At 67.3% G+C, this 19222-nt stretch carries 19 protein-coding genes; 14 read left to right on the forward strand and 5 right to left on the reverse strand.

Translation table 11 applies throughout. The annotated features are described in order from the left end of the window. The first annotated feature begins 2 nt into the window (after positions 1-2). Both VIM12_RS02605 and VIM12_RS02610 read left to right on the forward strand, forming a co-directional pair. The gene (locus VIM12_RS02605; RefSeq protein ID WP_331940048.1) at positions 3-398 is read left to right on the forward strand and encodes a response regulator; all 396 of its coding nucleotides are present in this window, start codon (positions 3-5) and stop codon (positions 396-398) included. Beyond that, on the forward strand, positions 391-2070 hold the full coding sequence (locus tag VIM12_RS02610; protein WP_331940049.1) for a diguanylate cyclase: 1680 nt from the start codon (positions 391-393) through the stop codon (positions 2068-2070). The genes VIM12_RS02605 and VIM12_RS02610 overlap by 8 nt, the downstream gene beginning before the upstream one ends. A gap of 210 nt (positions 2071-2280) precedes the next feature. Here VIM12_RS02610 and VIM12_RS02615 read toward each other — a convergent pair whose 3' ends face one another. The 4 genes from VIM12_RS02615 to VIM12_RS02630 all read right to left on the reverse strand — a co-directional run bounded on the left by VIM12_RS02615 (position 2281) and on the right by VIM12_RS02630 (position 7226). Beyond that, complete coding sequence (locus VIM12_RS02615) at positions 2281-5082, reverse strand: hypothetical protein (RefSeq protein WP_331940050.1); 2802 nt, start codon at positions 5080-5082, stop codon at positions 2281-2283. 101 nt (positions 5083-5183) lie between these two features. Further along, positions 5184-5813, reverse strand: coding sequence for an HAD hydrolase-like protein (locus VIM12_RS02620; RefSeq protein ID WP_331940051.1), 630 nt, complete (start codon positions 5811-5813; stop codon positions 5184-5186). A 43-nt stretch (positions 5814-5856) separates the two neighbouring features. Then, positions 5857-6954, reverse strand: a complete 1098-nt coding sequence (locus VIM12_RS02625) for an exo-alpha-sialidase (RefSeq protein WP_331940052.1) — start codon at positions 6952-6954, stop codon at positions 5857-5859. 2 nt (positions 6955-6956) lie between these two features. After that, entirely contained in the window at positions 6957-7226 is a 270-nt protein-coding gene (locus VIM12_RS02630) for a MoaD/ThiS family protein (protein WP_331940053.1), read from the reverse strand. A gap of 190 nt (positions 7227-7416) precedes the next feature. On the opposite strand from VIM12_RS02630, the gene VIM12_RS02635 reads away from it, so the two are divergent. From VIM12_RS02635 to cysK, 7 genes are all read left to right on the forward strand, one after another. Then, positions 7417-8985 carry a class I adenylate-forming enzyme family protein gene (locus VIM12_RS02635; RefSeq protein ID WP_331940054.1) on the forward strand — a complete coding sequence of 523 codons (1569 nt, stop codon included), beginning with the start codon at positions 7417-7419 and terminating at the stop codon, positions 8983-8985. 20 nt (positions 8986-9005) lie between these two features. Further along, complete coding sequence (locus VIM12_RS02640) at positions 9006-9869, forward strand: acyl-CoA thioesterase II (protein ID WP_331940055.1); 864 nt, start codon at positions 9006-9008, stop codon at positions 9867-9869. 16 nt (positions 9870-9885) lie between these two features. Beyond that, positions 9886-10659: a TSUP family transporter gene (locus VIM12_RS02645; RefSeq protein ID WP_331940056.1), complete on the forward strand. Its 774-nt coding sequence runs from the start codon at positions 9886-9888 to the stop codon at positions 10657-10659. Positions 10660-10730: 71 nt separating this feature from the next. Beyond that, positions 10731-11726, forward strand: a complete 996-nt coding sequence (locus VIM12_RS02650; RefSeq protein ID WP_331940057.1) for an LLM class flavin-dependent oxidoreductase — start codon at positions 10731-10733, stop codon at positions 11724-11726. A gap of 9 nt (positions 11727-11735) precedes the next feature. Beyond that, complete coding sequence (locus VIM12_RS02655; RefSeq protein ID WP_331940058.1) at positions 11736-11972, forward strand: hypothetical protein; 237 nt, start codon at positions 11736-11738, stop codon at positions 11970-11972. Positions 11973-12070: 98 nt separating this feature from the next. Beyond that, positions 12071-13810, forward strand: a complete 1740-nt coding sequence (locus VIM12_RS02660) for a cation:proton antiporter (RefSeq protein ID WP_331940059.1) — start codon at positions 12071-12073, stop codon at positions 13808-13810. Positions 13811-13847: 37 nt separating this feature from the next. After that, the gene (gene cysK / locus VIM12_RS02665; RefSeq protein WP_331940060.1) at positions 13848-14780 is read left to right on the forward strand and encodes a cysteine synthase A; all 933 of its coding nucleotides are present in this window, start codon (positions 13848-13850) and stop codon (positions 14778-14780) included. A gap of 51 nt (positions 14781-14831) precedes the next feature. Here cysK and VIM12_RS02670 read toward each other — a convergent pair whose 3' ends face one another. After that, the gene (locus tag VIM12_RS02670) at positions 14832-15728 is read right to left on the reverse strand and encodes a response regulator (RefSeq protein ID WP_331940061.1); all 897 of its coding nucleotides are present in this window, start codon (positions 15726-15728) and stop codon (positions 14832-14834) included. A 249-nt stretch (positions 15729-15977) separates the two neighbouring features. On the opposite strand from VIM12_RS02670, the gene ltaE reads away from it, so the two are divergent. The 5 genes from ltaE (at position 15978) to VIM12_RS02695 (ending at position 19215) form a co-directional block, all read left to right on the forward strand. Beyond that, positions 15978-17039 (forward strand): low-specificity L-threonine aldolase, encoded by a 1062-nt coding sequence (gene ltaE, locus VIM12_RS02675; protein WP_331940062.1) that lies wholly within the window; start codon positions 15978-15980, stop codon positions 17037-17039. A 219-nt stretch (positions 17040-17258) separates the two neighbouring features. Then, positions 17259-17903, forward strand: coding sequence for a hypothetical protein (locus tag VIM12_RS02680; protein WP_331940063.1), 645 nt, complete (start codon positions 17259-17261; stop codon positions 17901-17903). 107 nt (positions 17904-18010) lie between these two features. Then, positions 18011-18235: a DUF2061 domain-containing protein gene (locus VIM12_RS02685; RefSeq protein WP_331940064.1), complete on the forward strand. Its 225-nt coding sequence runs from the start codon at positions 18011-18013 to the stop codon at positions 18233-18235. Between the two features lie 88 nt (positions 18236-18323). Then, positions 18324-18713 (forward strand): cupin domain-containing protein, encoded by a 390-nt coding sequence (locus VIM12_RS02690; RefSeq protein WP_331940065.1) that lies wholly within the window; start codon positions 18324-18326, stop codon positions 18711-18713. A gap of 142 nt (positions 18714-18855) precedes the next feature. Next, on the forward strand, positions 18856-19215 hold the full coding sequence (locus VIM12_RS02695; RefSeq protein ID WP_331940066.1) for a DUF805 domain-containing protein: 360 nt from the start codon (positions 18856-18858) through the stop codon (positions 19213-19215). Positions 19216-19222 lie beyond the last annotated feature (7 nt).

The following is a 19222-nucleotide window of genomic DNA, read 5'->3' on the forward strand; positions in this document are numbered from 1 at the left end:
CCATGAAACGACCGCCGCTCAACGACATCCTTTACGTGGAAGACGACCCGGACATCCGCACCATCGCGCAGCTCGCGCTTGAGACGGTCGGCGGCTTCCGCCTGCGCATCTGCAGCTCGGGCAGCGAAGCGCTCGATGCGGTGGACCAGGGCTACCGGCCGGACCTGGTGTTGCTCGACGTGATGATGCCCGGCATGGACGGACCGACGACGCTGGCCGCGCTGCGCGGGCTGCCGGCGACGGCGGAGACGCCTGCCGTCTTCATGACGGCCAAGGTGCAGGCCGGCGAGATTGCCTCCTACCGTTCGCTCGGCGCGCTGGGCGTGGTGGCAAAACCCTTCGATCCGATGCAGCTGGCGCAGCAGGTCCGCGCATTGTGGGAGCAGCAGGATGCCTGAACAGCACAAGGGCGACATCGTGCGCGCGCTGGACGACATTCGCGCGGCCTATGCGGCGAAGCTGCCTGCCCGCCTGCAGGAAATCGCGGATGCACTGCAGTTGTGCATCGACGAACCCGGCGACAGCGCCCGTTGCGCCGTGCTGCTGCACCGGCTGCACAGCCTGGCCGGCTCGGCGGGAAGCTTCGGCTTCGCCGGACTCGGCACGCGCGCGACCGCACTGGAGGCGCTGCTCAACGCCTTCATCAAGGGCACCGCGCCGGGCGGCAACGATTTTGCGCCCGTCGCCGGCGGCGTGCGACAGATGCTGAAGGAGGCCCAGGCGCAGCTGCGGACGGGCGCGTCCGAAGCCCCTCCGCCGGCACCGGCCGCCGTGCCGGCCCCGACGCCGGCGCAGGTCCCGGCGCCGCAGCAGGCGCAACCCGGGTCGCGCCTGGTCTACCTGGTGCAGGATGCCGAGGGCGAGGCCGGGCTGGCCGCCCAGCTGCGCCATTTCGGCTACGAGGTCGAGATGATCGACGACCTCGCGCTGCTGCGGCCGCGCCTCGCCGCGCGGCTTCCCGCCGCGGTCATCATGGACCTTGCTTTCCCGGACGGCGTCATGGATGGCGCGGCCTTGCTTGCCGCCCTGCGCGAGGAGGGCCGGTCGCGCTTCGCCACGCTTTTCGTCGCGACGCGCAGCAACTTCGACGCACGCCTGGCGACCGTCCGGGCCGGCGCCGACAGCTATTTCCCGCGGCCGCTCGATATCGTCGCCCTGGTCGACCGTCTCGATGCGCTGCTGGACAGGGATGCCAGGCCGGGCTACCGCATCCTGGTGATCGACGACGACCACGACACCGCGGAGTATTACGGTGCGGTGCTGCGCCAGGCGGGAATGGAGGTGCGGGTGGTGCATGCGCCGGCGGAAGTGCTGCAGGCGCTCGTCGACTATCGCCCGGAACTGGTCTTGATGGACATCTACATGCCGAACTGCCATGGCGCCGAGCTGGCGCGGCTGGTGCGCCAGGACAACCGCTACCTCGACGTCCCCATCGTCTTCCTCTCCAGCGAGAAGGACCTCGGCCAGCAGTTGCAGGCGATCGCCTGCGGCGCCGACGACTTCCTGACCAAGCCGATCGCGCCGGCGCACCTGGTGTCGGCGCTGTCGTCGCGCGCCGCCCGCTACCGGGAACTGCGCAGCCTGATCATGCGCGACGGGCTGACCGGGCTGTACAACCACTCGGCCCTGAAGGAACAGCTGGTGCGCGAGGTGGCGCGTGCGTCGCGCACGCTGGCGCCGCTGGCGCTGGCGATGCTGGACATCGACCACTTCAAGCAGGTCAACGACAGCTACGGCCACGCGGTGGGCGACCAGGTGATCCGGGCGCTGTCCCGACTGCTGCAGCAGCGCCTGCGGCGCGGCGACGTGGTGGGACGCTATGGCGGCGAAGAATTCGTGGTGATCATGCCCGACACCACGGCCGCTGCCGGAGCGAAGGTCATCGACGCCATCCGGGAATCCTTCTACCGGCTGCCCCAGCATGCGGAGCATGAGGATTTCGGCGTCGGCTTTTCCGCCGGCGTGGTCGAGGCCGGCAGCGGCGACGATGCCGAGCAGCTGCTGCGGCGGGCCGACGACGCGATGTACTGCGCCAAGCGCCAGGGCCGGAACCGCGTCATCAAGGCTTGAGCCCCGACCCGGCGCGCTCGCCGCACGGCTTCGCCGCGCAGCGCGTCGGCGCTGCCGTTTCAGCAGGCCAAAGGCGGGTGACGCGGTTGTGATGCCGGCAGTGGCAGAGTTCCGGCTGCACCCGCATTGCGCGATCTGGTGCGTATCCTGCAACGCCTCGCCCTCTTTCTCGACACCGGCGACATGGGCGGGAGATGCCGCCGAACGGTTTCACGAAAGGCGCCCCGCCGGGAATTGCGGAGGACCGGCCGGTTGCGGAGGGCATGCGGCGGAGGCTGGCGGAGGCGGCGTGGCAAGGGCCTGAAATGCACGTACCTGCACACGCAGCGCCGCTACTTGGGCCGAGTCCTGCGGCGTTTCGCGCAGCCGCTGCAGCTCGCGCGGTGTACATCGGTGCGCCGCCCATGCAACCCCTCTCAGCTCGGACTCAAGGGAAGCGAGCCGCAGCTGCAACTGTTCCAGCATGGCAGCCGCGCAATGCGATGCGGTCACCGCGAGCAAACCGCCGTCGTCCATCCATTCCAGGGCGTTGCGGAGCGCGCGCAACTGCCTGCGGAAATCGCGGGCGAGGATATCCGTGTTCCATACGTCGTGCTGCAACAAGGCGGGCAACGCGCCAAGGCCGCGTTCTCGTGCTTCGAGTCTGGCGACTGCATCCAATGCGCTGTCCAGCAGCGCGCCGTCCGTCGACTGCTGGTCCAGTACGGGCAGCATGGGCGGCGCCATGGAACGGTGCAAGTCGAGCTGACGGCGTGCCCGCGTCATCAGTGCCGCCGGGCGCGGTCCGTCGGCCACCCGGCGCCAGCGAAACCGCTGCAGTCCCGCTTCAGCGATCGTCGGTCCGACGCGCATCGTCTCGATCATGCTGTGTACGGCACCCTTTGCCAGGACCGCCGCACGCTTCCAGACCGGGACGTAATGGGCGAGACAGGCATCGGTGCTCCGCAAGTCAATCACGATCTCCCTGCCGGCGCTGTCAAGCACTGGCCGGCCGGCACCATCGCGCTGCGGCAAGCGCCAGGCCGCATTGATGTCGTCGGCCATCGCATTGATGCGCGCACGCCATGCATCGAAATCTTCGAGGCGCCGAAGGTCGCGGCCGCGCAATGCGGGGGCGCCGTCGGTTGCCGCGACCGCCAGGATCTTTTCCAACTTCTTCTTCCCGCGATTGGACAAGGCACCGCGGCGGTACGCCTGTTCGATCTGCGCCTGACAATCGTCGACGTCGACCCGAAGGCCCTCGGCCAGCCACCGGGGCGGACCGAGGGCCTGGCGGTCATGGGCCGTCTTGTTGTAGCGTGCCGGAATGACGGTGAGACCGCTATTGAACGCGCCCGCCACGGCGGTGATGGCGACTCCCAGTGCAGCACTTTCCGCGACGGGATCGTCGGGACCCGTGCCATTGGCGGAATGCAGCCCGTCCTGCAGAAATTGCGTTCCCGCAAAGGCGTAGCCTGCGTCCATGGCGACCGACGCCGGGCCGATGCCGCCGAGCGGATTCCAGTTGTTGTTGATGCGCTGGTTGACTTGCGCGACCGCTTCGCCCAGCTTGCCGAAGATGCCGGCACGGACTCCCTGCACGCAGAAGTGCACCGGATCGCAGATGGAACGTCCTATGAGTCCGTGCGGATCAAGCGCTGATGCCTCCTGCTGTTCGAACAGCACATGCTGGTGGACCATTTCGCGGAATTCTTCCTCGACCTGCTGCAGGCGGCGCACCGGGTCGCGCGCGCGAGGCGCCAGGACCCGTCGGCGGCGTGAGCTGCTCGCCGCATGGCTTTCGGCTTCCCGGCGCAGTCGGAGACGCTCGCGATTGAGCCGGCCGAGCGCATGAAGGGAAATCCCGCGCAGGACGTCACGCATCAGCTGCTCGCGCTCGTCGTACAGGCGGACGGCAGCGCGTGTGTCGATATCTTCTTCGACGATCTCCGACAGCTGCTTGTGGCGCGCTGCCGGCTTGAGCAACTGCGACACCGGCATGCGTTCCGCGCAGACGCGCATCGGGAAATCGATACTGCCGTCCATGTAGTCCGCAGTCGAGGCAGGCATCTGCAGTAACGCGCCGAGCATGCAGAGCAGCTTTTGACCGGCGCTCGCCGCCACGCCAGTCGGTTCGACCGCATAAGCACCAAACGACGCGAGGCCCGCGATGACCGAAACCACCGCGCTGGCTTTTTTCCCGCGAAATTCACGCTCCAGCGCAATCCACAGCGCGCGGTCATTGTCGGCAGGACCGATGCCCTGGTCCAGCGCAGAAGTCAACTTGTGCAAGGCATGGTCGAGGCGCTCGTAACCCCGCCAGCCCGCCTCGCCCTCGCCCAGGGACTCCATCCCGTGCGCGGCCTCGCCCAATTCGCGGCATGCCTGTTCCACGCGCTTGCGCGCCTGCCGCCAAGCAGCGTTGTTCTGCCTGAAGCCGCCGCGCGGCGCAAGTCCGGACGCAAGCCGCGGCCGGCCGCCGCGATTGATCCTGATCTGCGGCACCTCGGTCACAATCCGTGCCATTCCTGACAACACTGCCTGCGGTGCGTATCCCAATGACTGGTGGACGGCCGCCTTGCCTGCCGCGCCCGAGACCTCGCGTCCGCCAATGCCTCCGGCCATCGCCAGCAGGCGTGCGCCGCCGAATGTATGCAGGCCTTCCAGCCATGCAGCCTTTCTTTGCGCGGCACGCCGGGCGGCCAGACTGTCATCGTCCATCCCGAGCGGGCCATGCCCATACGCGCGCCGCAGCGCCTTCGTCAGGCGGGAATGCTCGGCCGCCCATGTCCGCTGCGCGTCGCCGCTGCCATCCCGGCGTGCGGCTCGCATCGCGTCATCCGCCTCTTGTCTCTTCGCGCGCAACTGCAAATACCGGCGCGTCGCCGCCGGATCGGACTGCTTGCGGTCGGCTGCCTTCAGCCGCGTGAAATACGTCTTGATCCTGGTGCGTCGCGCGGCCGCCTCCGCGTCCTTCGGTGTGCCGTGGGAAGGGATGGTCGGTGTTGGCCAATGGACCGGAAAGCACTTCATGGCGGGCGCCCATAGTGGAGACAGTCGTTGGGTGGCCCGTGGCCCCGGGAAGATCCAGAAGCGTTTTACATCTCGAGGCACAAATTTCGCATATGGAATGCTCAGCCGCACAGCATGTCGCCAATTTCGCCAGTAGTGTGGAAGGGGGCGAATTTTGAATGCAGCGCCAGCACGTCCGGGCGCGTGTAGCCCCATGCCACGCCTGCAAACGCAAGCCCGGCGGCGGCGGCGGCCTGCGCATCGCGGATCTCGTCGCCTACGCACAGCACACGGGCAGGATCGGCACGGGCGCGGCGTACCAGCTTGCGAAACCTGGCTTCCTTGCCGAAGATCGATACACCGCATTCGAAATGACGGATCAGCGCGGTATTGTGCGGCCCGAGGATGCGCTGCACGTTCTCGCGGGTGTTGGAAGTCAGCACGGCGGTCTCTATGCCGTGCTCGTGCAGCCGAACCAGCAAGCGGTCGACTCCCTCGAACAGCGGGATTTCCGGAACCTGTTCCGTCATTCTCCGCCGCATTTCGGCGGTCACCATCGGCACCTTCCACATCGGCAGCTGCAAGTGCGCCACCAGCTCCCGGCTGCCGAGGCCGCGCAGTGCGTCCACCTCGTCCGGCGTGATCGGGCGGAAACGGTATTTCCCGGCGAGGCCGTTGAAGGTCCGGAGGAACCAGGGAAAGGAATCGGCAAGGGTGCCGTCGAAATCGAAAACAACGAACCGGTATGTCATCGCATGCGCTGGCCGCCCCGGTGGCGGGACGGCCGGAGAGTGATCAGAAGAAGCCGACCGCGTGCACGGGCGGCAGGTTGGCGGACAGGGTCTGCCAGTGATCGCCGCCGTCGGCCGACAGCCAGAGTCCGCCCGTGGTGGACCCCATCAGCAGGGTGCGTCCGTCGTCCGACACGGCCAGCCCGTGCCGGTAGACCAGGTCATAGCAATGCGCCTGCGGCAGTCCGCTGCGCAGGGCGTCGAAGGTCCTGCCGCCGTCCCGGGTCCGGGTCACGCACAACGCCGCATTGACGGGGATGCGCTGCTGGTCGGCGACGGCCGGTACGAACCAGGCGGTGTCGGGATCGCGCGGATGGGCCGCCACCGCAAAACCGAAATCGGACGCCTGCGCCTTCACATTTGCGCCAATCTCCTGCCAGCTGGCCCCGCCATCGGTCGACCGCCAGATGCCGTTGTGGTGCTGGCACCAGAGCACGTCCGGCTGCGCCGCGCACTGTGCGACCAGGTGCGGATCCTGCACCGCCTCATCCTCTGCCTGTTCCGGGGGCATGTAATCGGCACGCATGCCGCGCACCGACAGCGCCCAGGTCTCGCCGCCATCGCCGCTGCGCCAGGCGCCGCCGCAGGAAACGCCGACCAGCATGCGCAGGCTGTCGCGCGGATCCACGCAGATCGAATGGATGCCGGGCACGTCGTAGCCGCCGCCGAACCATTGCCGGCGCTCGGGCGCGTCCCACAGCGGGCGTACCAGCTCCCAGGCGTCGCCGCGGTCGCGCGAACGGAACAGGCCGCCCGGCAGGGTGCCGGCCCACAGCAAGCCGGGCTGGTCGGCGCCGCCGGCCGCCAGTGACCACAGCAGGCTCAGCTTCCATGGCACGTCGCCGTCGGTGTTTTCGGGCTGCAACGGGTAGGCCGGCACGGCGACCTCGGTCCACGCTGCCGCGCCCGGCGCGCGCCGGTGCAGCTTGACGCCGAAGTGGCCGAGATTCAGCGCGGCATACAGCGTGCCGTCGCGCCGGTCCGCCAGCGCCGTCGTCACCGGGTCGCCGGCGAAGGCATGGCCGGTAATGTCCCAGCCGCGGCTTCCTTCCTGCAACTCGAACAATCCCTTGCGGGTCGCCACCCAGGCACGCTGCTGCATGTCTAACCTCCTGAAAGGGCCTGCAGCACGTGCACCGTGCTCTCGGCGGACAACGGGTCGGCAAGCGACAGCCGGTCATGCACCCGCCGGCCGTCGACGAAGACGGCGACATGCTGGCGCAGGTGACCCTGCTCGTCGAGGATGTAGCCGCGCAGCCGGGGATTGGCATTGAACGCGTCCTCCAGCGCGGCGCGCAGCACGCCGGCGCCGGAATCGATCTCCGGCACTTCGGTGAAACGGCGCAGTTGCTGGGTGAAGACGATGCGGGGCATGCAGGAATTATAGGTGGCCTTGCAGGCATGATCGCAAGCATGCTTGCGGCCCGTCCGGCGACGCCAGCCGTGACCGCCAATGCCGCCGCGCCATGTCCTTGCCCGGGCTCCACCGCAAAGCCCAAAACTGCTCTAGTATTGAGGAATTCCGCACGCGCGTGCTTTTTTCACCCTACTCCGGAAGCCCAGCATGACTGCACACACCAACCTGGACGACGTGTTCGAACAGCCTTTCGAAACCCTGCCGCGACTGATCAGCCTGCATGCGCGCGCCGCGCCCGACCATCCGGCGCTGGTGCAGGACGGCAAGCAGCTTACCTATGGCGAACTCGACGCGCTGATGGACCGCATCGCTGCCGCCCTGCAGCGCGACGGCGTGCAGCCGCGCGACGCCATCGCCATCTGTGCCTCGACCTCGATCGCCTATGCGGCGCTGTTCCTTGGCAGCCTGCGCGCCGGGGTGGCTGTGGCGCCGCTGGCGCCATCCTCGTCACCGGAAAGCCTGGTGACCATGACCGAGGATGCGGACGCGCGACTGCTGTTCCTCGACGCCGGCGTGCACGAGGCGCTGGCGCAGGTGCGCGGCAAGCTGCGCCCACCGCTGATCGCGCTCGACGGCGCCGGCTTCGGCCAGGCCTTCGAGGCATGGCTGGCGCCGGTGGGCAGCAAGCCGGCGCCGGTCGGGATCCAGCCCGACTGGCCGTTCAACATCATCTATTCGTCCGGCACCACCGGCGCCCCCAAGGGCATCGTGCAACCGCATTCGATGCGCTGGACGCACGTCAACCGTGGCCGCACCAACGGCTATGATGCGCAGGCGGTGGCGCTGATCTCGACCCCGCTGTATTCCAACACGACGCTGGTGTGCTTCTTTCCGACCATCGGGCTCGGCGGCACCGTGGTGATGATGGCCAAGTTCGATGCCGGCAGCTACCTCGCGCTGGCGCAGAAGCACCGCGTCACCCACACGATGCTGGTCCCGGTCCAGTACCAGCGCATCATGGCGCGCGAGGACTTCGACCGCCACGACCTGTCTTCCTTCCGCATGAAGTTCTGCACCAGCGCGCCGTTTTCGGCCGGGCTCAAGGCCGACATCCTGCGTCGCTGGCCCGGCGGGCTGATCGAGTACTACGGCATGACCGAGGGTGGCGGCACGTGCATGCTGGTCGCGCACGAGCATCCCGACAAGCTGCACACGGTCGGCCAGCCGGCGCCCGGCCACGACATCCGGCTGATCGACGACAACGGCCGCGAGGTGGCGCCGGGCGAAATGGGCGAGGTGGTCGGCCATTCGCCGGCGATGATGGCCGGCTATCACAAGCAGCCGCAAAAGACCGCCGAGGCCGAATGGTACGACCCCAGCGGCAAGCGCTTCATCCGCACCGGCGACGTCGGGCGCTTCGATGCCGACGGCTTCCTGACCCTGTTCGACCGCAAGAAGGACATGATCATCTCCGGCGGCTTCAACATCTACCCGAGCGACCTGGAGGCGGTGCTGCAGCAGCATCCCGATGTGGCCGAGGCGGCCGTGGTCGGCGTGCCTTCGCAGCGCTGGGGCGAAACGCCGGTCGCCTACGTGGTGGCGCGCGGCAAGGGGCTCGACCCGCAGGCGCTGCTGAAGTGGGCCAATGAACGGCTCGGCAAGACCCAGCGCCTGGCGGCCATCGAACTCACGGACGTGCTGCCGCGCAGCGCCATCGGCAAGGTGCTCAAGCGCGAGCTGCGCGACAGCTTCCCGGCCGCCGGCAAGAACCTTTGAACCACCATCCGACAACCAGCATGATCGACCCTACGCTCTACAACACCGACCGGATCCTCCAGCTGCTGCAACTGGAGCAGACCGATACCGACCGTTACCGTGGCGAGAGCCATTTCATGGGCAGCCCGAACGTCTTCGGCGGGCAGGTGCTCGGCCAGGCGCTGCATGCCGCCGGCATCACGGTGCCGGGGCGGCGCGTGCATTCGCTGCACTCGATGTTCATCCTGGCCGGCAACCTGAAGCTGCCGATCGAGTTCGAGGTGGAACGGGTACGCGACGGCGGCTCGTTCAGCACGCGGCGGGTGGTCGCCTCGCAGGAGGGCAAGCGCATCTTCGTGATGTCGGCCTCTTTCCAGCAGGAGGAGGAGGGCCTGTCGCACCAGAAGCCGATGCCGCCGTCGCAGGACCCGGAGCACCTGGAATCCAGCATCGTCAAGTGGAAGGCGGGCGCGGTACAGGGCCGGCGGCCGTTCCAGCCGGTGCCGGTGGACTTCCGCGCCGACCATGCCGGCGACATCTACGACGGCCATGACGGCAAGCCGAGCAAGCATGTCTGGACCCGTGCGCCGCAGCCGCTGCCGGACGACCGCCTCACCCATGAAACCCTGTTTGCCTACGTGTCCGACTATGGCTTCCTGTGGACCTCGCTGCAGCCGCATGGCATCCGCATGGGCGACCCGCGCCTGCAGATTGCGTCGCTAGACCATACAATCTGGTTTCACCGTCCGTTCCGCATGGATGAATGGCTGCTGTTCGCAATGGACAGCCCGAACGCCTCTGGCGGCCGCGGACTGTGCCTCGCCCATGTGTACAACCGGAAGGGCGAGCTGGTCGCGACCATGGCGCAGGAAGGCCTGATCCGCTTGCGCCAGCCCGCCGCATAAGAAGACAGGAACAGGAATGGATGCGTTGTTGTCGCCAGAGGTGCTGGCGATGCTGTTTGCCGCCGCCACGGTGGCGGGATTCGTCGATGCCATCGCGGGAGGCGGCGGACTGATCACGATACCGGTGCTGCTGCTGGCGCAGGTGCCGCCGCTGCATGCGCTGGCCACCAACAAGCTGCAGGGCAGCTTCGGCTCCCTCACCGCATCGCTGATGGCGCTGCGCCGCGGACTGGTGAAATGGTCGGAAATGCGGGTGCTCTTCACCTGCTCGCTGATCGGGGCCGGGCTCGGCGCATGGGCGGTGCAGTTCGTCGACGCGCGCACCCTGGACCTGGTGATCCCGTTCGTGCTGGTGGCGATCGCGCTGTACTTCCTGCTGGCGCCCAACGCCGGCGCAGTGGACAGCGCACCCCGCATGCAGCCGGCCGCCTATCGCGGCGTCGTCGTGCCGGGCATCGGCTTCTACGACGGCATGTTCGGTCCCGGCACCGGCTCCTTCTTCTCGCTCGCCGGGGTTGCACTGCGGGGGTACAACCTGGTCACCGCGACCGCCCAGGCCAAGGTGCTGAACTTCGCCAGCAACATCGCCTCGCTCGCGGTGTTCATTGCGGGGGGCAAGGTGCTGTGGGTGGCCGGCGGCGCAATGATCGCCGGCCAGGTCATCGGCTCCTGGCTGGGCTCGCATGCGATGGTGCGCGGCGGCACCAGGCTCATCCGGCCGATGATCGTCAGCGTCTGCTTCGTCATGCTGGGGCGCTACCTGTGGCAGAAGGGCCTGTTGCCCTTCTGAACGCGCCTTCCGACGGAATCGGCGGCGAGGCGCGTTGTCCAACGATCCATCAACCATCCGGTGCTGCCAACATGAAACAGCTGAAAGACATCCCGCTTTCGATCCTCGACCTGTCGCCGATCCAGCAGGGCGGCACCGCCGCCGACGCCTTCCGCCGTACCCTCGACCTGGCCCGGCATGCCGAGCGCTGGGGTTATCACCGCTACTGGCTTGCCGAGCACCATGGCATGCCGGGCATCGCCAGCGCCGCGACCGCGCTGGTGATTTCGCATGTCGCGGCCGGCACCTCGACCATCCGCGTAGGCTCCGGCGGCATCATGCTGTCCAACCATGCGCCGCTGATGATCGCCGAGCAGTTCGGCACGCTGGAGTCGCTGTACCCCGGCCGCATCGACCTCGGACTGGGGCGCGCGCCCGGCTCCAACCAGGCGACGATGCGGGCGATGCGCCGCTCGCTGCAGGGCGACGACGAGTTCCCGCAGCAACTGGAGGAGTTGCGCGATTTCCTGCGTCCGCGCGGCGCGCAAGCGCGCGTCAGGGCTGTGCCGGGCGAAGGCCTCGACATCCCGATCTGGCTGCTCGGCTCGAGTGACTTCAGCGCGCAGCTGGCAGGCCACCTCGGCTTGCCGTTCGCGTTCGCCGGGCAGTTCTCGCCGGCCTACATGCAGACCGCGCTGACGCTGTACCGCCAGCGCTTCCAGCCCTCGGAGGTGCTGCAGAAGCCGTACGCGATGGTCGGCATCAATGTCTACGCCGCCGACACCGCGGAGCAGGCGCGCTACCTGTCGACCTCGCACCAGCAGATGCACGTCAACCTGGTGCGCGGCGTCCCGGGCCAGCTGCCGCCGCCGGTGGAAAGCATGGACGGCCTGTGGCTGCCGCATGAGCAGGCCTCGGTGGAGGCGACCCTGCGCGCATCGATCATCGGCGACCCGGCCACCGTGCGCGCGCGCCTGCAGGCCTTCATCGATGAAACCCAGGCCGACGAGCTCATCGTCAACTCGATGATCTTCGACCACGACGCCCGGCTGCGCTCCTACGAGATCCTGGCCGACGCGCGCCGCTAGGAGACAGCCATGTTCATGGTCTACTGGACAGTTGCGGACGGCAATGCGGACCACGCCCAGGCGCGCTGCTTCCCGAGCGACGAGATGGGCGCGGCGCTGAAGTTCATGGAGACGCTGCGCGGTCGCCAGCGCGACGGCGACGACATCGGCTTCATCACGATGTGTTCTGAGAATCCGCACTCCGTCGGTCATCCCGGCGTCGCCGATCCTTCCCCCGACTACAACTGGAAGAAGCGCCGGCCCTGACGCCGCCGCGACGGGCACCGGCCGCATGATCGCGCGGCGCAAACTGTGACAAACTGGCGATGGCCGCCGCACGGCGGGACTTGTCGAGGATCGTGTCCGTGGAAGTACAACATGCCTTGCCTTATTTGCGGGAAACGCTGCTTTTCCTGGCGCTCGCGGGCATACTGATTCCCCTGCTGCAGCGCCTGCGGGTCAACCAGGTGCTGGGCTTCCTCGCGGCCGGCACGCTGGTCGGTCCCTTCGGCCTCGGCCTGTGGGCGGGCGAATTCCCGTGGCTCGCGCTGTTTTCCTTTCCCGATCGCGCAGGCGTGGCTGTCCTCGGCGATCTCGGCGTGCTGTTCCTCATGTTCATGATCGGCCTCGAACTCTCCGCGGAACGCCTGTGGGCGCTGCGGCGCTGGGTATTCGGCGCGGGTACCGCCCAGGTCTTCGTCAGCGCCGCGATCATCGGCCTGCTCGCCTACGCATTCGGCAACAGCATGGAGTCCGCGTTCATCCTCGGTTCGGTGCTGTCGCTGTCCTCGACCGCGGTGGTGATGCAACTGATGACCGAGCGCCGCACGCTTGGCTCCCCGCTCGGCCAGGCCGGCTTCTCGATCCTGATGATGCAGGACCTGGCGGTGGTCCCGCTGCTGATCCTGCTGGGCGTGCTGGCCCAGGGCGGCGGCGAAGGCATGATCGGCCTGGTGGCGCTGGCCCTGGCGAAGTCGGCGGCGGCGATTGCCCTGATCTACCTGCTGGGGCGGCGCGTCATCCGTCCGCTGTTCCATGCGTTTGCCCGGCAGCGCCAGCCCGACGTGTTCATGGCCCTGACTCTGCTCAGCGCGCTCGGGATTGCCGCCCTCACCGGCATGGCCGGCCTGTCGATGGCGCTCGGCGCCTTCCTCGCCGGCCTGCTGCTGGCCGAGACGGAATTCCGGCATGAGGTCGAGGTCACGATCGAGCCGTTCAAGGGCCTGCTGATGGCCCTGTTCTTCATGTCGGTGGGCATGGCCATCGACGTGCGGGAAGTGGCCAGGTCGCCGGTACTGCTGCCGCTGTCGGTGGCCGGCCTGTTCCTGATCAAGACCCTGGTGACCGCAATCATCCTGCGTGCCGGCGGTTTCAGCTGGGGCCGGGCGGTCGAGGGCGGCAGCATCCTCGGCCAGGGCGGCGAGTTCGCCTTCATCGTGGTCGGCCAGGCGGCCGCCAGCGCCCTGATGCCGGCCGCCACCGCGCAGTTCATCATGCTGGTGGTGAGCCTGAGCCTGTTCGCCACGCCGGCGGCGGCCCGCGCCGGCCGCGCTTTCGGCGACTGGTGGGACCGCCGCCACCGGCAGCAGGCCGGCCGCCTCGACGGCACGGCGATGGAGCCGGTGGCCGGGCGGGTGGTGATCGCCGGCTTCGGCCGGGTCGGGCAGCTGGTCGGCCAGATGGTGTCGGCGCAGGGCGTGCCCTACGTGGCCTTCGAAACCGACCCGGACGTGGTCGGCAAGCTGCATGCGCAAGGCCTTCCCGTCTATCTCGGCGACGCCGGACGCCTGGAGCTGCTGAAGAAGGTGCACGCCGAGGAGGCCGCGGCCATCGTGCTCACGATGGATCATCCAGCCTCCGCGCTGCACGCGGTCAGGGCGATACGTCGTGCCTATCCCGCGGTGCCGGTGATCGCCCGCTCGCGGGATGAACGTCATGCGCTTGCACTGAAACAGGCGGGCGCATCGCAGGTGATTCCCGAGACGCTGGAAGCCGGCCTGCAGCTGTCGGCCATCGTGCTGCGCTCGCTCGGAGTGGCAGAGGAACCCGCCGGGCGCATCATCCAGATGGAGCGGGATCGCCGCATTGCGGAACTGCAGGATTGACAGAAGCGCCGTCCGGCGCACAACGAAAGGAGAGCAGATGAAGATCGTCAACGATGTCACGCAACTGATCGGCAATACCCCGCTGGTACGGATCCGCAAGCTCGTGCAGGCGGGCGGCGCCGACGTGGTCGGCAAGCTGGAGTTCTACAATCCCGCGCACAGCGTGAAGGACCGCATCGGGGTGGCCATGATCGACGCTGCCGAGAAGGCCGGCAAGATCGGTCCCGATACTGTCATCGTCGAACCCACCAGCGGCAACACCGGCATCGCGTTGGCGATGGTCTGCGCGGCGCGCGGCTACCGCTGCGTGCTGACCATGCCCGAGACCATGAGCAAGGAAAGGCGGATGCTGCTGCGCGCCTACGGCGCCGAACTGATCCTTACCCCCGGACCGGACGGCATGGGCGGCGCGATCCGGAAGGCGGAGGAGCTGGCGGCCTCCGATTCCAACTACTTCATGCCGCAGCAGTTCAAGAACCCGGCCAATCCGGAGGTGCACCGCAATACGACCGCGGAGGAGATCTGGCGGGATACCGACGGCCGCGCGGACATCCTGGTGGCAGGCATCGGCACCGGCGGCACGATCACCGGCGTCGGCGAGGTGCTGAAGGCACGCAAACCGTCATTCCAGTGCATCGCGGTGGAGCCCGATGCCTCGCCGGTCCTGTCGGGCGGCGCCAAGGGAGCCCATCCGATCCAGGGCATCGGCGCCGGATTCGTGCCCGAGATCCTGAACACCGGGATCTACGACGAGGTAATCCGCGTGAAGAACGACGACGCGTTTGACTTCGCCCGCCGTGCCGCACGCGAGGAAGGACTGCTGGTCGGGATCTCGTCCGGCGCGGCGATCTGGGCGGCGGCGCAGGTTGCGGCGCGCCCGGAGAACAAGGGCAAGCTGATCGTGACCATCATCCCGTCCTTCGGCGAACGCTACCTGAGCACGCCGCTGTTCGCCAACCTCGCGGACTGAGCACCTGGCGGCGGCCACGCAGCCGGGCCGCCGCGATGTCCGCGGGCGGTTTCAGGAAGTACTCAGCAGCAGTCCTTGCGCGGCGCGGCGCGCGCTGGGCAGGAAGCGGGCAATGGCCGCAAGCAGTTCGCGCTCAGTGACAGGCTTGCCAAGATAGGCGTCGCAACCCGACCAGCTGCCCCGGAACTTGTCGAAGGCGGAGGACCTGCTGCTGAGCATGACGACCGCGCTGTCGCGTGTCGCCGCGCTCGTCTTGATCCGCTTGCACACCTGGTAGCCGTCGATGCCAGGCATGAGGACGTCGAGGAACACGCAGCGGTAGTGCCGGGCCTGCACCATGTCGAGGGCGGTTTCGCCGTCCTCCGCGAAATCGACCTGCAGGCGGAACGGCGCGAGCTTGGCGCGCATGAAGGCACGCACCGTCGCGCTGTCGTCCACCACCAGCACTGCCTCAGGCGCCTGCGCCGCAGGATGGGCGAGGGCGCCAGCGACCGGCGCCGACGGTGCGGGCGCGGCGGCGCCGGCACGACGATCGGCTGCGCGCCGGGCACGGCCGTCCCATCCGGCCGCCGCGCCGGCATTGCGCCGGACCCGCTCGAGCATCGCCACGCGCATCTGTTGGTCAAGCGTGTCGAACAGGCGCGACCAGTGGATCGGCTTGTGCACCAGCGGCCACTCGATCACGGCGTCGGACTGGCCGATGAGCACCGCAGGAGCATGCACGTTGGGCGTGCGTTCGCGCAGCTTCTGCATCGCTTCGGCGTTGTCGGCGTTCGCCAGGTAGACATCCGGCCGCTCCCCGCCGCCGACCTCCGCGTAGCGGAACGGGCGCCGGCTGGTGAGGCGGAAGGTGGAGGAAAGGAGGCTTCTTTCCGCCTCGGTGAAACCGAGCAGTTCGAGGACGAAGCGTCGGCTTTCGGCTTGCTGGTTCTCTTGGGACACGGCCATAGTCATTGGAGGATCACGGCAGGTTGAGAGGATTGGGCTGGCGGACTGGCAAAATTGAAGAAATGATAACAGAAACCGACGGACCGCCCGCAACGTGTGCCGTCGCCGGCCATCCGCAACCACCCGCCGCGCCGCGACGGTCGTCCGGAACCGGCCATCCACCGCCGGTAGACTGGATTCACGAGGCCGGCGGTCGACGCGGCTCGCGCAAAAGATCGATAATGCTGCGGTCACATCCAAGAGGAAGATATGAGCGATTTTCGTAGCGATACCGTCACGCGCCCGACCGCGGCAATGAAACAGGCGATGCTGGCGGCCGACGTCGGCGACGACGTGTTCGGGGACGACCCCACCGTCAACCGCTTGCAGGAAACGGCGGCCGAGATGCTGGGCTTCGAGGCGGCACTGTTTGCGCCGAGCGGCACGCAAACCAACCTGATTGCGATGATGAGCCACTGCCAGCGCGGCGACGAGGCGATCGTCGGCCAGCAATGGCATACCTATCGCTGGGAAGCGGGCGGCATGGCCGTGCTCGGTTCGATCCAGCCGCAGCCGCTGGAGCACCAGGCGGACGGCACCATCGCCCTGGCCGATATCGAAGCGGCCATCAAGCCGGACGATCCTCACTTCGCGCGCACGCGGCTGATCGTGATCGAGAACACCACGGGCGGCAAGGTGCTGCCGCTCTCCTACATGCGCGAAGTGCGCGCCCTGGCATCGCGTCACGGCCTGCAGACCCACATCGACGGCGCCCGGCTGTTCAATGCCGCCGTCGCGCAGTCTCCCGAAGATCCGGTCAGGCAGGCGCGCCTGCTGGCCGAGTCCTGGGACTCGGTCTCGCTGTGCCTGTCGAAGGGGCTGGGCGCGCCCGTCGGCTCGCTGCTGCTGGGGTCGCGCGACTTCATCCAGCGCGCCCGGCGGGTGCGCAAGATGCTCGGCGGCGGCATGCGTCAGGCGGGTGTCATTGCGGCGGCCGGGCTGCACGCGCTGCAGCACCATGTGCACCGGCTTGCCGATGACCATGCGAACGCGCGCATGCTGGCGGAGGGACTGGGCCGCATCATTGCCGGCCACCCGCGTCTGGCCGGCATGGCGACCGCGCATCCGGTGCAGTCGAACATCCTGTTCTTCGACATCGACGCATCGCTGGCCGACGACTTTCTGCGTCACCTCGACGGCCAAGGCATACGCGTGACGAGCGGCTACTACCGCAATGCGGAGCGCGCGATGAAGCGCATCCGCTGGGTGACGCACCTGGACGTCACGGCCGACGACGTGCGCCGCGCGCTGCAGGCGGTCGAAGCTTTCTGATCGGCCTCGCAAGGTTTGATTCCTGCCGGCATTGACAGGTTCGTCATGCCGGGCGCCTCGAGGTTCCTTCGAAGGAAAAATCGACGGAACCGGCGCTTTTCCTCACAGTCATACGCGCCTGTACGCCGGGCAAGCTTGCACGACCGCAAGCCTGCCCGGCATTCAAAAAACGCCATACAGGAAGATGACCGAGTGAAGAAAAGCCTTGCCGCCCTAGCCATGTTCGCAGCAGTTTCCGCCAGTGCAAACGCCGATGACCTCGGCCTGCAAGGCGACATCGGTACCACCGGTGTCGGATTCCATGCCACCATTCCCCTGCGGGAGAACCTGAACGCGCGCCTCGGCCTCGGCTACCTCGGCTATTCCTACGATGGCAACACCCGCAACATGGACTACCGGCTTCACCTCAAGGCGAATACCTACGACGCCTTGCTCGACTGGTATCCGTCGAAAGAGAGTGCATTCCGCGTCACGGCCGGCCTCGCCTACAACGGCAACAAGATCGAGGCGCATGGCGCACAGGGTGCGGGCGGCAGTTACCGCCTCGGTGGCGGCACTTATGATGCCGCCGCAGTGGGTGAGGTGCGGGGCCGCGTCTCTTTCAACAAGATCGCGCCGTATCTCGGCATCGGCTGGGGCCGCGGGTCGCGGGATGAGAAGGGATGGTCGTTCTCGACCGATATCGGGGTTCTTTTCCAGGGCAACGCAAAGACCTCGCTCAGCAGCAGCGGGTGCAGCGCGTCCACTGCGGTCTGCGGGCAACTCGCCGCGGACCTTGCCAGGGAAAACCGGGAGTTGCGCAAGGAAGCGGACCGCTTCAAGGTTTACCCGGTGCTGCGCGTCGGCATCGGCTACACCTTCTAGGTCATAGCGTCTTTCTATTGGTCTCCTTTGATCGTTCAATTGGCACTATCAAATGCGAATGACTATCATTCGTTCATGATGGATGCATTGCCAGAGAGGATGCCAACATGATTACCGCCGCCAGGACCACCAGCCAGATTCTCGTTCACATGGGCGTTGCCTTTGCCGTCATGTACGTCGTGACCGGCTCCGTCGCGTTCGGCGGGCTTGCGGCCCTGCTCGAGCCGGTCTGCAACGTGATCGTGATGCCCCTGCATGAGCGACTGTGGGCGCGCATTGCTGCACGGGTCGCGCAACGGCAGCCGCTGCCGGGCGCTGCCGTCCGCCTTTGATCTGTCGCATCCACCTGGCGACCGGTCTCTCTTACGATCTGAAGAATCGTCGGCCGATTGCCGATCCCACACTGTTCCGGAGAGAAGAATGGCAGGCTACAGCATCAACATCGAAGAAAAGACGCTTTCGAACAACAATTTCCGAGAAGTGCTCTTTACCGGTCCGCACAGTCAGCTGGTCGTCATGACCCTGCAACCGGGCGAGGAAATCGGGCTGGAGCGGCATGAGACCCACGATCAGTTCATCCGGGTCGAAGAGGGCGAGGGGTATGCGGTGCTCGATGGCGAGCGCCACCCGCTTGCCGATGGCGTCGCCGTGGTCATCCCCTCCGGCACGGAGCACAACGTCGTCAATACCTCCGACTCCGCGCCGATGCGGCTCTATACCTTGTATGCGCCCGCCGAGCACCCGGACGGCACCGTGCACAAGACCAAGGCGGAAGCCGACGAGTACGAGCGCCAGCATCACGGCCATTGACAGCCGACAGGGTTACCAGGGTCACCAAGGTCACATCGGCGCGCCGCCCCATATCGATGGGATGGCGCCCGGGCCTGTTCGCGGATAACATCTTGCTACCCAGCACGATGGCGGGGCAACAAATCCGAGGATAGGAGCGCAAATGACCTTTACCGAATCGATCAAGGCCTGTTTTTCCAATTACGCAAATTTCAATGGACGGGCCAGCCGTTCCGAGTACTGGTGGTTTGCGCTGTTCATTGTGGTCGCCAGCTTTGTGCTGGGAATGGTCAGCGACATGCTGAGCATGCTGTTTGCCCTGGGCACCCTGGTCCCGTCGCTCGCCGCCGCCGCCCGCCGCCTGCACGATACCGACAAGAGCGGCTGGCTGCAGCTGATCGTCCTGATTCCGGTGCTGGGCTGGATTGCGATCATCTACTTCCTCGCGCAGCCGGGCACCGCTGGCAGCAACCGCTTCGGCAATGAGCCGCTCAATACCGAAGGCGCCGTCACGATCGGCTGATCCGCCG

This window comes from Noviherbaspirillum sp., from assembly GCF_036563305.1.
Classification (GTDB): Bacteria; Pseudomonadota; Gammaproteobacteria; order Burkholderiales; family Burkholderiaceae_D; genus Noviherbaspirillum.

Coding starts and splice junctions, on each gene's coding strand:
- VIM12_RS02605 (WP_331940048.1), top strand. CDS start 3: ATGAAACGACCGCCGCTCAACGACATCCTTTACGTGGAAGACGACCCG.
- VIM12_RS02610 (WP_331940049.1), top strand. CDS start 391: ATGCCTGAACAGCACAAGGGCGACATCGTGCGCGCGCTGGACGACATT.
- VIM12_RS02615 (WP_331940050.1), bottom strand. CDS start 5,082: ATGAAGTGCTTTCCGGTCCATTGGCCAACACCGACCATCCCTTCCCAC.
- VIM12_RS02620 (WP_331940051.1), bottom strand. CDS start 5,813: ATGACATACCGGTTCGTTGTTTTCGATTTCGACGGCACCCTTGCCGAT.
- VIM12_RS02625 (WP_331940052.1), bottom strand. CDS start 6,954: ATGCAGCAGCGTGCCTGGGTGGCGACCCGCAAGGGATTGTTCGAGTTG.
- VIM12_RS02630 (WP_331940053.1), bottom strand. CDS start 7,226: ATGCCCCGCATCGTCTTCACCCAGCAACTGCGCCGTTTCACCGAAGTG.
- VIM12_RS02635 (WP_331940054.1), top strand. CDS start 7,417: ATGACTGCACACACCAACCTGGACGACGTGTTCGAACAGCCTTTCGAA.
- VIM12_RS02640 (WP_331940055.1), top strand. CDS start 9,006: ATGATCGACCCTACGCTCTACAACACCGACCGGATCCTCCAGCTGCTG.
- VIM12_RS02645 (WP_331940056.1), top strand. CDS start 9,886: ATGGATGCGTTGTTGTCGCCAGAGGTGCTGGCGATGCTGTTTGCCGCC.
- VIM12_RS02650 (WP_331940057.1), top strand. CDS start 10,731: ATGAAACAGCTGAAAGACATCCCGCTTTCGATCCTCGACCTGTCGCCG.
- VIM12_RS02655 (WP_331940058.1), top strand. CDS start 11,736: ATGTTCATGGTCTACTGGACAGTTGCGGACGGCAATGCGGACCACGCC.
- cysK (WP_331940060.1), top strand. CDS start 13,848: ATGAAGATCGTCAACGATGTCACGCAACTGATCGGCAATACCCCGCTG.
- VIM12_RS02670 (WP_331940061.1), bottom strand. CDS start 15,728: ATGGCCGTGTCCCAAGAGAACCAGCAAGCCGAAAGCCGACGCTTCGTC.
- ltaE (WP_331940062.1), top strand. CDS start 15,978: ATGAGCGATTTTCGTAGCGATACCGTCACGCGCCCGACCGCGGCAATG.
- VIM12_RS02680 (WP_331940063.1), top strand. CDS start 17,259: ATGTTCGCAGCAGTTTCCGCCAGTGCAAACGCCGATGACCTCGGCCTG.
- VIM12_RS02685 (WP_331940064.1), top strand. CDS start 18,011: ATGATTACCGCCGCCAGGACCACCAGCCAGATTCTCGTTCACATGGGC.
- VIM12_RS02690 (WP_331940065.1), top strand. CDS start 18,324: ATGGCAGGCTACAGCATCAACATCGAAGAAAAGACGCTTTCGAACAAC.
- VIM12_RS02695 (WP_331940066.1), top strand. CDS start 18,856: ATGACCTTTACCGAATCGATCAAGGCCTGTTTTTCCAATTACGCAAAT.